The organism is Flavobacterium sp. F52, assembly GCF_000278705.1.
GTDB lineage: Bacteria > Bacteroidota > Bacteroidia > Flavobacteriales > Flavobacteriaceae > Flavobacterium > Flavobacterium anhuiense.
Map to the genome: position 1 here is coordinate 63,235 of NZ_AKZQ01000032.1, position 15,737 is coordinate 78,971.

At 34.1% G+C, this 15,737-nt stretch carries 10 protein-coding genes; 1 reads left to right on the top strand and 9 read right to left on the bottom strand.

Translation table 11 applies throughout. The features are described 5' to 3' along the window. Positions 1 to 80 precede the first annotated feature (80 nt). The 9 genes from FF52_RS16815 to FF52_RS16855 form a co-directional block, all read right to left on the bottom strand. A complete protein-coding gene (locus FF52_RS16815) occupies positions 81 to 2,204 on the bottom strand; it encodes an energy transducer TonB (RefSeq protein WP_008467368.1) in 2,124 nt (707 codons plus the stop codon). Positions 2,205 to 2,223: 19 nt separating this feature from the next. Continuing rightward, entirely contained in the window at positions 2,224 to 2,967 is a 744-nt protein-coding gene (deoC, locus tag FF52_RS16820; RefSeq protein ID WP_035691793.1) for a deoxyribose-phosphate aldolase, read from the bottom strand. A gap of 114 nt (positions 2,968 to 3,081) precedes the next feature. Next, a complete protein-coding gene (locus FF52_RS16825) occupies positions 3,082 to 3,465 on the bottom strand; it encodes a VanZ family protein (protein WP_008467371.1) in 384 nt (127 codons plus the stop codon). Beyond that, positions 3,458 to 3,838 (bottom strand): glycine cleavage system protein GcvH, encoded by a 381-nt coding sequence (gene gcvH / locus FF52_RS16830; RefSeq protein ID WP_008467372.1) that lies wholly within the window; start codon positions 3,836 to 3,838, stop codon positions 3,458 to 3,460. Before gcvH ends, FF52_RS16825 begins: the two co-directional genes overlap by 8 nt. A gap of 86 nt (positions 3,839 to 3,924) precedes the next feature. After that, positions 3,925 to 11,127, bottom strand: coding sequence for a cell surface protein SprA (gene sprA, locus FF52_RS16835; protein ID WP_008467373.1), 7,203 nt, complete (start codon positions 11,125 to 11,127; stop codon positions 3,925 to 3,927). A gap of 25 nt (positions 11,128 to 11,152) precedes the next feature. Then, positions 11,153 to 11,734: a Holliday junction branch migration protein RuvA gene (gene ruvA, locus FF52_RS16840; protein WP_008467374.1), complete on the bottom strand. Its 582-nt coding sequence runs from the start codon at positions 11,732 to 11,734 to the stop codon at positions 11,153 to 11,155. Positions 11,735 to 11,813: 79 nt separating this feature from the next. Continuing rightward, positions 11,814 to 14,105, bottom strand: coding sequence for an NADP-dependent malic enzyme (locus FF52_RS16845; RefSeq protein ID WP_008467375.1), 2,292 nt, complete (start codon positions 14,103 to 14,105; stop codon positions 11,814 to 11,816). 154 nt (positions 14,106 to 14,259) lie between these two features. Further along, on the bottom strand, positions 14,260 to 14,685 hold the full coding sequence (locus tag FF52_RS16850) for a CBS domain-containing protein (protein ID WP_008467377.1): 426 nt from the start codon (positions 14,683 to 14,685) through the stop codon (positions 14,260 to 14,262). A 279-nt stretch (positions 14,686 to 14,964) separates the two neighbouring features. Next, on the bottom strand, positions 14,965 to 15,180 hold the full coding sequence (locus tag FF52_RS16855) for a helix-turn-helix domain-containing protein (protein WP_008467378.1): 216 nt from the start codon (positions 15,178 to 15,180) through the stop codon (positions 14,965 to 14,967). A 115-nt stretch (positions 15,181 to 15,295) separates the two neighbouring features. Between FF52_RS16855 and FF52_RS16860 the strand changes: the two genes are divergently transcribed. After that, positions 15,296 to 15,637 carry a hypothetical protein gene (locus FF52_RS16860; protein WP_008467381.1) on the top strand — a complete coding sequence of 114 codons (342 nt, stop codon included), beginning with the start codon at positions 15,296 to 15,298 and terminating at the stop codon, positions 15,635 to 15,637. Positions 15,638 to 15,737: the final 100 nt, after the last annotated feature.

Here is a 15,737-nt window from a genome sequence, read left to right on the forward strand (position 1 = left end):
ATTTTTTTCAATAAAACCTTTACAAATTAAGATCTCAGCATTCTTTAACACTATTATTTCGAAAAATCTTATTAAAAAGACTAGTAATCGAAATACCAGTTAAAAATATCTGAACGTAAACCAATACTAAACCAAGTGGTACTTTGTTTAAAAGTTGTCGCTGTTTCTTGAGTCGGGTCAAAATTTCTGTAGATTAAACTTCCAAACAATTTCAAATTTGTCATTGGGTTAATTAAATATCCTCCTTGAACATCAGCAATAAAAACATTAGTTTTATTTCCTTGTCCAATTTTGACACCTGTATCATAAGGACGTTTTACATCATAGCTTTTATAAATATTTCCGCCATAGTTATAAGAGTCTGTAGTGGTATCAAAATCTAAGCCTCTTGTGCCAACAGTCAGTTTGGCATCGGCAAGCCAGCGCCCTTTATGATATCTTGCAATTGCAATAAGTTCTTTAAAATTACCTCCCCATTGGTGTCCAACACTCTGATTGTTGTGTCCGTAATTTGTAATAACGGCACTGTGCGAGTATACATAAGGACGCACTCGGTTGTACTCAACCTGCACTAACAAATCTTTTACATTAAATGCATTAAAGTATTTTGCTCCAAACTGAAATCCAAATTTGTTTTTCCAGCTTTGATTTCCTGCCCCAACATCAGAAACAGAAAACTCATCAATCAAAAACTGCGAATACAGATTTATACTATTATTCCATTTGTATTTACCTGTAATTCCTAAAAGCGCGTTTCCACTTTTAGATGAAGAACCAAATTCTACCGCTCTATAGAAGATAATCGGATTCACAAAATTAGCATCAAAACCTCTGTTATTAGTATTTGTCCAAACTACAGATTCAAAAAACCCTAAGTTTACTCTATTGGAAACATTCCAGCTCAAATAGTGATTGGCCATGAATTTTGTTGCGTAAGTCTTTTCGGCCGTTACTTCTGGACGAACATCTTTCATCCACATATACGTATTGGTGTATTTGATTTTCCAGAATTTGGTATTCAGTTTAAAATATGGATACGGACTTGCTCCATCGCTTTCTAACAAAGAACGATAACCGTCACCAATAAAATTTCTTCCGTAACCCAATTGAAAATCAAATATTTTTCCTGGTGCGAAAGTAATATTCGCTTCCGCTAAAGGAAAATCGTAAGCATCTGTCTTGAATCTTTTTGCAATTCCAACTCCTGGAATGATCGCTGGATTTCCTCCTGATGGCTTAATAGATTCAGCATAATCATTAAAATACCCTGCAAATCTTCCTTGGCTTTCAAAAAATGTAGTAGTAAAGTTGATTTGTTTTCCCAAACCCCCTCTAAAATTAAGAGCTCTGGTATTTACGTAAGTGTAAGAAGCATCCAAATCTGAAGCTTTACCCATTTGTAAATCTAGAATCGGATTTAAGGCAAACCAATAGTCTTCTCCCTGAATCTGCACTAAATTTTCATTCCACCATTTTCTTCCTAACCAAGTCGATGTCTTTTTCTGCAACGATTCATTCACTGCTCTCAAATTATAATACTTTGAAACCTCAGCATACGTATATGGCTTAGAAGCTGTATGGTTATTGCTTCCAACTTGATTCATCTCTGCATCAAACTGAGCATAATAACTATGCGAAAAAGGAATATTTAAATGACTTTCAAATTCTGGATTATTGTATTTTTTGTATACAATACTATCCAATTCTGTCATTGGTTTTTCGGCTGGTTTTAAAATTTCTGCCGCCGCCTGAGCTTCTGCTTCAAGCTGTGCCGTACTTTTTAGCGGAATATCGATAGAAATTGTATATTTAGAATACGTTGGTTTTCCGTTGTAAGTTGAAGGTTTTATTTTTGGAAATGTCCCAAAAACCCTTTTAGCTTCTTCAGACAATTCTTCTGTTTCTGCAGAGACATAAATTACTTTAAATTCTCCTTCTGCATTTACTTCAAAAAGTAATTTTACTGCCCCTTTATAATTGCTCTGTTTTAATTTTTCTGGCACTTGAAAATTGTTAAAAACAAAATCTTGAACTTCTTTATAAAAACAGGTTTCTAATTTTTTACTATCTAAATTTTCGCAATTAGGGAAAACTGGAAACATTTCTGCCGTAAAACCGGGTTGAACTGAAGAATTGCCATTTTGCTGAGAAAAAACAATAGAGAATGAAAAAATTAAGACAAGGGACAAAAAAAACTTATTCACTTAAAATTGAGGTATTTATTTAATATTGATTTGGGGAAATTTCTCCGTTGGCAATTGCTTTCGCAGCCGAAGTTCCGATACGTTTTACTCCTAAACGAATCATCTCAGCCGCTTCTTCAAACGAACGGACTCCGCCGGCAGCTTTTATTGAAAGCGGCGAAGCATTTTCGAGCATCATAATTATGGCTGGAACCGTTGCTCCATTCGGAAGGTCATTTTCTGTTTTGTAAAAACCAGTAGAAGATTTTACAAAAACCGATTCAAAATCATCTTCTTTAAAATTAGATACTACAACATGTTTTATTAAAGCAGATAACTGAATAATTTCTTTATCTGTTAAGGCTGCAACTTCAATAATCCATTTTACTGTTTTATCGTTTGCCAGTCCAATTTGTGTTCCGATCAGGATTTCTTTTTTTACTAAATCAAGATCCCCACTTTTGAAAGCTTCGTAATTACATACAAAATCTAAATCATCTGCTCCGTTAGCAATGGCTTCATTTGCTTCTTTAATCTTCTCTTCTAGGCTTGACTTTCCTTCAGGAAAATCGATTACGGTTCCAATTAACAAAACGGAATTGGCTTCTACAATCATTTCTTTTGCCATTGCCACATATTCCGGGCGAATCATAATCAGCTTGAAACCTTCATGAATTGCTTCGGCAATTGCATTTTTGACCACAATAGTATTTTCTGCTTCCGAAAGACCAGCTTGCGATGCAGTTTTTAAATACGTAGAGTCCAAATATTGCTTTACATTCATTATGATTAAAGTTGCAGGAAACCAGCACAAAAGTACATTTTATATTGAAAAAACATAGCTTTTTAACTGCTTGATTTTCTTGTAATAAAAAACCCACCGAAGTGGGTTTTATAATTATATTTTATCGATTTGCTTTTTAAATCCTATTGCAGAGAAAACTGCCACAACTGCTCCAAGCGCATTTGCTAAAACATCTGTAACATCTGAAGCTCTTGTAACTGTAAGAGCACTTTGGAGAATTTCGATTGTGATTCCAAAAAAGACAGAAAATATAAAAGAAATCAAATACGCTTTATAATCGTCCGCATCTTTTCCTTTTAATTCTTTTTTGAAAAATAAAATCCATGAAATTGTAAATCCAAAATGAAAACAGAAATGGACAATTTTATCAATACTTGGAAAATTAACCGCTGGTATATTACTAGAATCTGTAAGACAAAAATAAGTAATGATTCCAGAGCAGATAATTGCCCAAATTAATAAGAGTTGTTTAGGCACCGATTAAATTTTTATAAGCTTCATCAGACAATAAAGAATCTATTTCTGATGCATCAGCAATTTTTATTTTAATCATCCATCCAGCTCCGTAAGGATCTGAGTTTACTGTCTCAGGAGCACTTTCTAAATCATCATTAAAAGCAATGATTTCACCTGTTAATGGCAAGAATAAATCAGAAACTGTTTTTACAGCCTCAACAGTTCCAAAAACCTCATCTTTTGAAAGTGTCTGATCTAAAGTTTCTACTTCAACATACACGATATCTCCTAACTCTTTTTGTGCAAAATGAGTGATTCCCACTGTTGCAACATCACCTTCGATGCTAACCCATTCGTGATCTTTTGTGTACTTTAAATTTGCTGGTATGCTCATAATAGTTGTGTTTGAAAATTGATTGTTTAAAATTTAAGCCACAAATGTAATAATCTTCTAATAAAATCTAGTTTAGAAACTCAAATTTAATTTCCGAAATTATAACGAAGTGTGAAACCTGATCTGATATTCGTTAAAGGGAAAGAAGTCGAAATAACTGCTTTCGAAAACGAATGGTCATAATAGAATATTGCTGTTAAGTTTTTACTGAATGCATAATCTGCCGTCAATTTCAACGTCCAGATATTCTGTCCTGCTGCCAGCTGATTATTATCGTAATCTAAATAGCGAACCAAAGTTTCGTTATTTCTATATGAAAAATCAGCTTTAATATTGATATCGCTCTTAATAATTCCAGTTGGATTATCTGCCAATCTTGATGAAATGATTACATCTTTAAAACGGTATCCTACTCCTACAACGTACTCTACTCCTCTTACTTCGGTCAATAAATTATTGTCAAAACTCATAGACAAAGCACGATCTTTTTTAACTTCTGTCAATAATCGGAATGAATTCTTCAACTCAAAATCAACTCTAAGAAGTGGACTAAACTGTTCCACTAAGTTGACATTAGACATAATGGTTTTATTGAAGAAGTTCGTATTTACATCTTGGCCCGTTGGATTTTCATAATAATCAAAATTAGATCTAAACTGGCTAATCGTATATGATGCTCTATAATTATGCTGTAAAGAAAAACGTCTAAAATGATCTTTGAAATATTTATAGCGCATTAATCCATTATACTTCACATTCCAGTTCGGAATAGGGAAACTTCTAAAAATACCCGTTGAGCTCTTAGAAGCGTCTGCTCCAGTATAAGCCGCCATAAACGAAGGCAATAAGACAGCCTGATTACTTTTTGAGAAACCAATAGGATATCCTTCATTGGCTACATATATTTTATAATTAGGATCTGTTTCTGCCGGAATTGGGTTATTTGCATCTCCATATCTAGGAATTTCTCCGCCACCATAATGCTGTTCTGCCAAACGGTTTGCAATAACCAAACGATTGCTTCTAAAATCATCAAATGCAGACGATTCAGTTTCTGTACTTGTTGAAAAAGCCGTTTTAATTAATACGGTCGAAATAGAAAACATTCCGTACGTATATGGAGACAACGGCACATATTCATTTGTTGTAGGATCTACACTATATTGTTCTGACGAGTTTTCAGAATAAGCACGATCCATGGCCAAATCAATTTTTAAATCTGGCAGTAAATCTACGTTTGCCGTTACTTTCAACAGTTTGTTGCTTACCTGCGTAAAGTTTTGGTTAAAATTCTGATAGCTGGTCAACCATCCGTTTTTAGCCGCTTCAAAACGCACATCATCTTGGCTACCAAATACAAATCCCAAAGAAGGTTTAGATGTACCAAAGAAACCTACACCAGGAATGTAACCTGGTAAAACTGTTCCGCTGTTTTTGGTATAGTTAATCTGAACGTTTTTAATACTTGTCAACACTCCTATCAAACCATCATAAAACGGGTTACTGCTTGTAACTGGTTTAGCCGTGTTTACAATTTTCTCACCTGGCTTTGGCGGCGCAACAGGTTTTGCTTTTGCTGGTTTTGAACCCGGTGTTAGACCTAAATATTTATACAGCGTATTCATATTTAATGTCGTCGAAAACGTATTTGAATTAGCGTTTTGAACCGTATTTCCTAAATCCCAAGACACTCCATTTTCGTCAACATATTGCGAAAGCGCAGTTGATGATCTCTGCCAGTTATAATCGGCTGTATAAGAATAAGTCGCTTTTACAAAACTAAATATTGGAATTTTATTGATTGGAATATCATAATTCAGAACCAATTGCTGTAAATGCTGATTTGGTATACCAATGTCAAAATAATCATCCCAGATATTAAAATCTTCTTTTGGAGTATTATCGTCGTTCAAGAAGTTTCTAACAATATTGTTTGATGCTGCTGTATAGTTCAGCTTTAATGATTTTGTCAAATTAAACCCAAATCCATATTGGTAATTAAATGCAAAATTTCTTCTGTAAAGTGGATCAAGTCCGATACCTTGCACATCTTCAACTTGTCTGTACTGTTGACGGTTGCTTTGTCTTAAAATGTTAGTATTAAACGAAATATTTGAAGGAAGATAATTAAAGTTAAAATCACTCAGCATTTTCCAATAATCACTTTTTTTCATGAATTGGGTCTGCTTAAATGGCACTACCTCTTTTGGTTGGAAAGTATAAGCATAATTTACAGCTGTATTAGATTGTTCGTCATTGTAATTTTCAACTTCATAATCATGTCTTTCTACCTGATTGTACGATTGAGAAAAAGTAAAGTTTTCCACATCATAAACATGCGGTTTTTTCTCTGGCGCTCTATCTTTTCGTACTCCAATAAAATTGATGCTTTTACGTTTTGTATAATCAACTGCACGTGTTCTAATATTTTCTTTTTCTGCTGGATCTGTAGTTTCTTTAATCAATTGATCCAACTTGATGTCCTGATTAAATGGATCATATTCTGGCGTAATAACTTCTTCTCCAATTGCATAATTGAATGGAAGATTAATACCCCATTTTGGAGGCAACAATTTTCCTAAATTTATATTGGTTACAATGTTATACTGCTGAATATCTTCACGATCTCTTTCGTTTGCCCCCTGTTCCAGAGAACCAAAACCAATTGTACTCTTTTTACCAGACGCAGACAATGTCATTAAATCAGCCATATTGGTATCTACATTCAATAATGCAGCCATACCACCCTTGTTTTCTAAGTCTGACATACGAAGTTCGTTAAACCAAACTTCTCCCATAATATCTTTATGGTTAGCCGCACTTTTTACTCCGACCATTAAATTTCGAACTAAACCAAAGTTTGGATTTCCTTTAATACCCAATGTTAATTTACCGTCTTGGTCACCGCCTTCAACATCTGGATCTCGATCTGGATAATAAATACCATTTATATCTCTTTTTGGCGAATTGATATCGATATTCATTCCCAAAATCTTCATTCTTGTCAATAAAGACAAAGCTAAATCAATATTATTTTCTTCTAGCCAAACCTGATCTGCACTGATGGTACAAGATCCGCCTGTTCTTGTTACTTTTAATGGAATCTCTACCTGATAAAAGTTTTGCGTAAAGTCGTTACCAAAACGAATAAATCCGATCATTTCATCATCTAAAAGCTGAGTTTCATTTGGAAGCGATTCCGCGTGAAGGAACATTTTCAGCTTTTTGTACTGCCGCATATCAACACTTACATTCTTGAAAACCGCTCTAGAATCTTGATATTCTAATCCTGTACCTCCAATTCTAACTGCTAACGACTGCTCATTTTGGTTAATGATTGTATTGTTATTGTACAATTGTTCTCTTTGAACTCCTGGCGGAATAACATAGTTTACAGGACATTTTGTACCGTTTTCTTGAATATTTACAGCCGCAACATCAAATTGGGTTCCATCATCATCAGGATTAGTGTCGTTTGCATCTAACGTCCCTGTGTATTTTCTCCATTCTCCTCTAACTAGATCTAAAGCTCCAAAACGAACTGTCATTTGATCATTAAATCCAGTCATAAACATACGCATGAAACGAATCGATCTAAAGTCTGTAATATTTCCGATGGTATTTTGAGGTTTAGAAACTGGAATTTTAAATTGAATCCATCTTGCATTGGTTGAACCTCCATTCGGAAGTTCTACGTTTTGAACGTCTCTAATATCCGTAATGTAATTTTCTCCAACTTGCATTCCCGGTCTCATATCAATACTGTATTCATAATACGCATTGATTGTACTCATGGTATTGTCACGATTAATATCTTCAACATCTGGAAGAGTTGTCGAACCACGGTTCGGATCATCAACACTTACTGCAGAGTTTCCTTCTGTTCCGTTGTATCTTTTATATCGCTGTAAAACGCCTCCTTCTGTATTTAAGAAGTATTTATAGTTATCCGCCGCAGGATCTTCTTCTCCTGCATAGTTGGTATAAATCGATGCTTCTTTTGCATCTGGCAAACCGTCTAAACCGACATCTTGATTCTTACGATTGTCTGGATTGGTATCAAATGCATAAATCAAGGATTGAGATGCTGGCACGTCTCCCCAAATTGGCTGAGGGTTTACCATAATTTGATCTGGTCCTAAACCATTTTCGTATTGTTTTCTTCCGTCTTTTAAAACGTCTTCGGAAACTTCACCTAAATTGAAATAGATTTTTCCATTGTTAGTTGGCAGTGCTTGTCCAGTACCAACATAAGGATCAAGAACCCAAAACTGAATATATTCAACATTCCCCTGCTCAAAGTTAGTAGAGTTTAGCGCACGCATAATTCCACCAAAATTGGCAGATGGATTACCTAAAGCAAAATCAGGGTTATTATTATAGGGCCCTCTATCTGATGGATAATAGGTTAAATCCAAAGTATTAATCACCTGAATCTGTCCTTGTGCAATATCTGTATTTGGATAAAGCTCTTTACTATAAATTCTTCTGGTTGTATTTAAAGATAAATCATCATTTGAAATTCCAGATGGTTTTGAAGTATAAAAAATCGGGTCAATACTATACCAAGACAACTTAGCACGTTTGTAACCGTACTCTAGTGTATTTGAATTAGCGTTAAAAGTGTTATCGTTAGCCGAATTAATAAATGGTGTCGAAGCCAGACTCCAAGCATAAGCAGATCTCATATCGATCGTAGTCTGAGTTCCTTCAAAATCATCAATATAAATAGTAGCCTCGCCTTCGAAATCACTTGCTTTTGGAGCGTCTGGCTTCAAAAATGCAATTTCTCCACGAATTGAAAGATTAGAAGGAACATCTGTATCTATATTTGGCAGTTTATTAGCTAATCTTGTTAAAAACGGAACTTCTGTTGAGTAATTTCCATTAAAACCAAAAATGGTATTATTTACAGATTCTTGTCCATAGCTTGACTTTTGAGTAAAAGGACGTTCTGTCATTTTTAAGAAAGTACCTCCCACAACAAACTTTTCAGAGATTTTATGTTCAATATTGAATCCCATGAATCGTCTTGTCTGTTGTCCAAAAATTGAATTGTTCTCTAACGAAACCTCAATTGGAGTATTAGAAGCTTGAAGTGATGGATCTAATATCTGTACTCTTCCTAATTGATAATCTACACTATAATCTATACCTTCTACCAAAACTCGTCCTGCAGCTGTTACAACCACAGATCCTTGAGGCACATTGAAAGCCCCAATGGGAATACCATTACTTCCAGAAGATTTATACTTACCTCTTAATAAGAATTTGTTTTTATCGCTATCCTGCAAAGCACCCGCCTGAGTGTTTCGATACATATTTCTAAACACATACTTTCTCTGGTTTGGGTTGTATGTACTTGGATCATTATAATTTTCACCAGTTCCTGTGTTTAATTTTCTAAATAAAAGTTCTCCAAAAGGTTCTTTTGTCGTAAAAATAATTCGTGCGTTCTGTACATCTACAGTTACTCCTGGCACATAATCAAAGAATCCGTCTCCTCCGGTCTGCGGGTCATTATTGTAATTTAAACGGTCAAGATTAAAAACATTCAATAATGGCGTTTGATCTAATTTATCATCTGGTGCAGGATTTGGAGGGAAAGAGCTTCCTTGAACCGGCGTAATATAATTGATTGGAGATGGATCTGTATAAAGAATATTAAGTCTGAAATCTTCTTGTTTGATTTGGTAGGCTTGCGGAATTTGATAGACGTTTTTCATCATCAAGTTCCAAACCGGATTCTGTACGTTTGTCAAACTACTTTTCAGCATTTTCAAAACCAAACTCTGTGTTATAATAGCTTGATTTCCGTTATTATTTCCTGTAACTACCGTTCCATCGACACCATCACTACCAAATTCCCCAACTTGATATACTTTTCCTCCAACAGTATACTCAAATGCAACTGCCAAAATCTCATCATTGGCCAAACGCTGCTGTAAAGAGATATAACCCAATTGTGGATTAAAAGTATATTCTTGCGTCGTTAATTTTCTAGCATTTTCTAGAACAGAATAATCTGTGCCTTCATTTGTATTCGCATTATTAAATCCAGATTTTGCTGTTACAATTTCTCGAATATTAGAATTTAAATAGCTTCCCGGTTTTCCAATTGCTGCAGGATCGTATTTATTATTGGTATTGTCTGTTGGAGAATCTATAGGGTTATTAAAGAAACCAGTTGGATCTGTAATTACAACCACTTCGTCATCTGGAACTCCAGAAACCTGGCCTTCTCCTAAATCCTGAAGTGCAATAATATTTCTTAAGTTGTTATTTCCTGTTGTGATTCTGTTTTGCTTATTGGTTACCCAAACTTCAATCCTTGTAACTTGAACGCGGCTGTCGATTAATGGATAATTTTTTAGCGAAGCATCATACTTATTTCTAAAGTATTGTGATAAGAAGAAATGTCGATCATTATCATAATCTAAAGCAAATAAATCAAAGTTTTGCACGGTTCCGCCACCTTCTGCGACTATACTTTTGGTTTGAGACTTTTGCTCTGAGAAAACTCCAGTAACAGTTGTCTTACCAAATTGCAGCTGTGCTTTGACCCCAAATAAACTTTGCGCGCCTCGAATAAGTGTACTGTTTAAAGGCATACTCACGTTACCTACCTCAACTTTCTGAACAATATCATCTTCTGAAGGCGTATACGCCAGTTTAAATAAGTTCTGAAAAGCAAACGTTGATTGTGTATCGTAGTTGGCATTTACTTCAAGACGAGTTCCAATTTTACCCATCAAACTCATACTGATCCTTTGATCAAAATCAAAAGTGAGTGAAGATCTGTTTCTTGGTGAAAATGAAGGATTATCTTGTTTGGTATATCGTAAACCCAAGTCCATTTCTACTGATCCTGTGGGTTTTACATCTATAGTATTACTTCCAAAAATACTTTCGAACAAACTCGAATTGATATAATATCTTGGCAATAAATCTTTTTTGGCAGCTTCGGCACCAGCTTTTTTGCCATCAATGGCATCTGATTTTTTTCTAAAATAATTTCGTCTAGATTCTTTTAGAACTAAATCTTCGTATTCTTTTGGCGTTAAAATTAAAGGGTAATTGATAGAAAAACCATCTACAGAAGTGGTGTAAATATAACGATCTGTAATAGGATCGTACTTATATGCCGAAAGTACACTTGGAGGATCTTCGAGATCTATCTTACCTACTGAAAACTGAGTTTTAGTTGTATCTTGAGTTACCGGTGTAACCTGTGCACGCAAAACATTACCGCAGAGCAATACCAGCAACAAAATACAAATTTTACGCATAGAATTCTTTTATATAAAATGAAAATTATAAGCTTTTTAAAGCCTTTTTGATAATTGTTTCAGCAGTAGCTTCAGGATCTTCTTTTACGATTCTTTCTACCACTTTTTCAGAAGCTTTTCGCACAAAACCTAGAACTTCTAGAGCAGATAACGCTTCATCTCGATTTCTATTGTTTTGAACAGCAAAAACTTCATCTATATCATACAATTTAACAACTTTTTCCTTTAAATCAAGTATAACCCTTTGTGCTGTTTTGTTTCCAATCCCTTTGATAGACTGAATTATACCTACATCTCCAGATGCAATGGCATTTATAATTTGCTTTGGCTCTATAGACGAAAGCATTGTTCTTGCGATTCCAGCTCCGATTCCTGAAACAGAAATCAGCATCCTGAAAATTTCACGCTCGGTTTTTTCGGCAAAACCATATAAAGTATGCGCATCTTCCTTAATTTGAAGATGCGTATACAATTTTATATTTTCAGAATTTGGAATTAAAGAGAAGGTATGCAGCGATATATTCACCTGATAACCAACTCCTCCACAATCAATTACAACCTCTGTAGGATTCTTTTCTACTAATCTCCCCTGCAAATGTGCTATCATAAATATAGTTTATTAGTATCAAATATAACAAAAATGCCATAAAACTACGACAAATTTGTTCAATCCTTGTAAGAACGTTTTATTGTGTTATTTTATTCTTTTTAATTTCTTTTTCCTGTGCATCAATAACAGCAATTGCAGCCATATTTACCATTTCTTCAACGCTAGCACCTAATTGGAAAATGTGAACTGGTTTACCCATACCCATCATAATAGGTCCAATTGAGTTCACTTTATACAATTCTTTTAATAATTTATAAGTGATATTTGCTGACTCTAAATTAGGGAAAACCAACGTATTTACTTTTCTTCCAGCTAATTTAGAAAATGGGAATTTCTCTTGAAGCATTTCTGGATTCAAAGCAAAATCTGCCTGAATTTCTCCATCAACAATTAATTCTGGATGATTTTTATGCAAGTAAGCTACAGCTTCTCTCACTTTTGATGCGCTCTCACTTGTTGAAGAACCGAAGTTTGAGAATGAAACCATTGCAATAACTGGCTCAATTCCGAACATTTTTGCTGTTTTTGCCGTCATAATCGCAATATTAATCAAATCTTGTGCAGATGGATTAATGTTGATTGCTGTGTCAGACAAGAACATTGGTCCGCGAGATGTAAGCATCATGTTTGCAGTTGCAATAAGTGAAGCGTTCTGTGCTTTTGGAATTAATTGCATCATAGGTTTTACAACAGAAGGATAACTTCTTGAGTGCCCTGTTACCAATGCATCTGCCTCTCCTTCATTAACCATCATGGCTGCAAAGTAGTTTCTTTCACGCATGAATTTTTCTGCATCCAGTTTAGAAACGCCTCTTCTTCCTCTTGTTTCCCAGAATGATTTAGCAAATCTGTTACGTCTTTCAGTTTCTTCATCTGTCTTAGGATCAATGATTTCAAGATCAGCATCAAAACCTAATTCTTGTTTCAATTCTAAAATCACTTCTTTGTTTCCTAATAAAATTGGGAATCCGATTCCGTCTTCGTAAACAATTTGAGCTGCTTTTAAAACGTTTAATTGATCTGCTTCTGCAAAAACAATTCTTTTAGGATCTAGTTTTGCACGGTTTGTAATCAAACGCACCATTTTGTTATCGTTACCCATACGCTCGCGAAGAACATCTTCATAAGCTGCCCAATCTGTAATAGGATTTTTTGCTACTCCAGATTCCATTGCTGCTCTTGCAACTGCAGGCGCTACAACAGTAATCAATCTAGGATCGAATGGTTTAGGAATGATATATTCTTGTCCAAAACCAAGTTTTGTTGCACCATAAGCTACGTTAACTTGTTCTGGAACCGGTTCTTTTGCCAAAATAGCTAAAGCTTTTACGGCCGCCATTTTCATTTCTTCGTTGATTTTTGTCGCTCTTACGTCTAGTGCTCCTCTAAAAATATAAGGGAAACCTAATACGTTATTTACCTGATTAGGAAAATCTGAACGTCCCGTAGCCATAATAACATCTTTACGAGTTTCTACAGCCAAATTATAGTCGATTTCCGGATTTGGATTTGCCATTGCAAATACAATCGGATTGTTTGACATTGTCAATAACATTTCTGGTGATAAAATATCTCCTGAAGATAATCCGATGAAAACATCAGCGCCTTTTACTGCTTCTTCTAAAGGAATTTTAGCTCCATCAATAGCATACTTTAATTGCAAATTTGATAATGCTGGATTGTCTTTTGTTAGAAGTCCTTTACTGTTGTACATTAAAATGTTCTCAACTTTTACTCCAAGCGAAACATATAAATCTGTACAAGCAATTGCAGCAGATCCTGCACCAGAAACTACCATTTTTACATCTTCAGCTTTTTTTCCTGCCAATTCAAGTGCATTGATTAAAGCGGCAGAAGATATAATTGCTGTTCCGTGCTGATCGTCGTGCATAACTGGAATGTCCAATTCTTCGATCAATCTTCTTTCGATTTCAAAAGATTCTGGAGCTTTAATATCTTCCAGATTGATACCTCCAAAAGTTGGAGCAATATTTTTTACAGTCTGAATGAATTCTTCAACATTTTCTGTATCAATTTCGATATCAAAAACATCAATGTCTGAGAAAATTTTAAACAATAAACCTTTTCCTTCCATTACAGGTTTTCCTGCTTCTGGACCAATATTTCCAAGTCCTAAAACAGCTGTACCGTTTGAAATTACGGCTACTAAATTACCTTTTGCTGTATATTTATAAACGTCTTCTTTGTTTGCTGCGATTTCTAAGCATGGTTCTGCAACTCCTGGCGAATAGGCCAATGATAAGTCTCTCTGTGTTGCATATTTTTTTGTTGGAACTACCTGAATTTTTCCTGGAGTTGGTTCTGCGTGATACAGTAACGCTTCTCTTCTTTTACTCTCTTTGTTCATTGTTTTTAGCTTTTATTCTAGCTTACAAAGATATAAGTCTTGTTTTAAAATGGCGTCTTTTTAGCGTTTTCTTTTCCTAAAATCTATTCGAATAAATAAAAAAAGTCCAATAGAAATTGGACTCGTTTGAATTTTTATCGTTTTTAGGTGTGCTTTATTGAGAAATATAAGAATTCAAATGGTTGATTGTGTCTTTCTGAATTTCTATAATTGCCTTCACTACATCGCTAATTGAAATGACTCCAACCACATTTCCGTCTTCTAAAACAGGCAAGTGTCTTATTCTTTTTTCGCTCATAAGTTCCATACAATCTTCAAGATTATCTGAAAGTTTTACTGTAAAAACATGACTTTCCATAATCTCATGAACAAAAGTTTCTTTTGAAGATTTATCTTTCAGTACAATTTTTCGGGCGTAATCTCTCTCCGATAATATTCCTTTTAAAACATTATCATCCATCACTAAAATTGCCCCAATGTTTTTTTCTCCCATAACTTTTAACGCATCATAAACCGTTAAATTGGAGAAAATAGAATAAACATTTCTTCCTTTTGCTTTAAGTATTTGATCTACAGTCATAATGAAAAATTTTTAGATTTATAAAGTTAAAACAAAAACCAACACAATCTGCAACGAAATCGATTTTTTAAAATCATAACCAATTCATTTTAAACATAATACATCAAAATTTAAATTTTCAAAATTATAGTGTAAAGAATGAAATTGTTTAGAATTGTTTTTTGAGGAAAATTAGATTTTTTAACGTTTACCGACCAGAAACTCCTAGCGGAGTTTTTTCATTTTTTGACCATTAACGATACTCTAGCCTGATGGGAATCAAGGAAATAATATTTTAGATTAAAAATCAAGCAATTCACTTATTGAAATTTCTAACCCTTTAGCCAGTGCAAGTAAATAAATATAAGTAGGATTAAATTCACCTGCTTCAACTTTATGTATAGATTGTTGATCTTTCAATATCAACAATCCTAGTTTAGCTTGTGATAATCCTTTGGCATTTCTAAGCTCTTTAATTCGAGCTCCTAAACGCTTTAATTCTTCTGACTGCTCCACTTCTTTTAATTTCAGACAATTTGCGTTTTCTATTTATTATTTTTAACATACTATAGTATGTTATTTAAAGTTTTTCGTACATTTGAATTTCATCATAGAAATACTAAACATTATTATGGAAGCGACCGAAATCAAAAATTTAGATAATCTAAAAAAATTAACCACTTTATATTTTCATACTTTAAAACCAGCAAATGATAAAACCGATTCAAATGTTGCTCAGATTAAATTTCAAAATTATTCTGAAATGGGTTATTTCATTTCCGACATGCTGAAAATGTGTATTTTGGCTTTAGATCAAAACGCTCATAATTTTTTAGAGAATAATAAAAAACAGTCTATAAATGTGAGTTTAATATTAGAAACTATATTGCAATTAATTCCTTTGGATGAATTTGAATTTTTAAGTGAGATTAATGAAATAGTAATGAACGATTCTAATTGTATTAATTCATAAATAAAACATTATTTCACTGATTTTATTAACCAATCAAATGTCCCTACGGGACATTATAAATACGGATAAACATTTGCATTCTACCAATCAGTCACTCCTA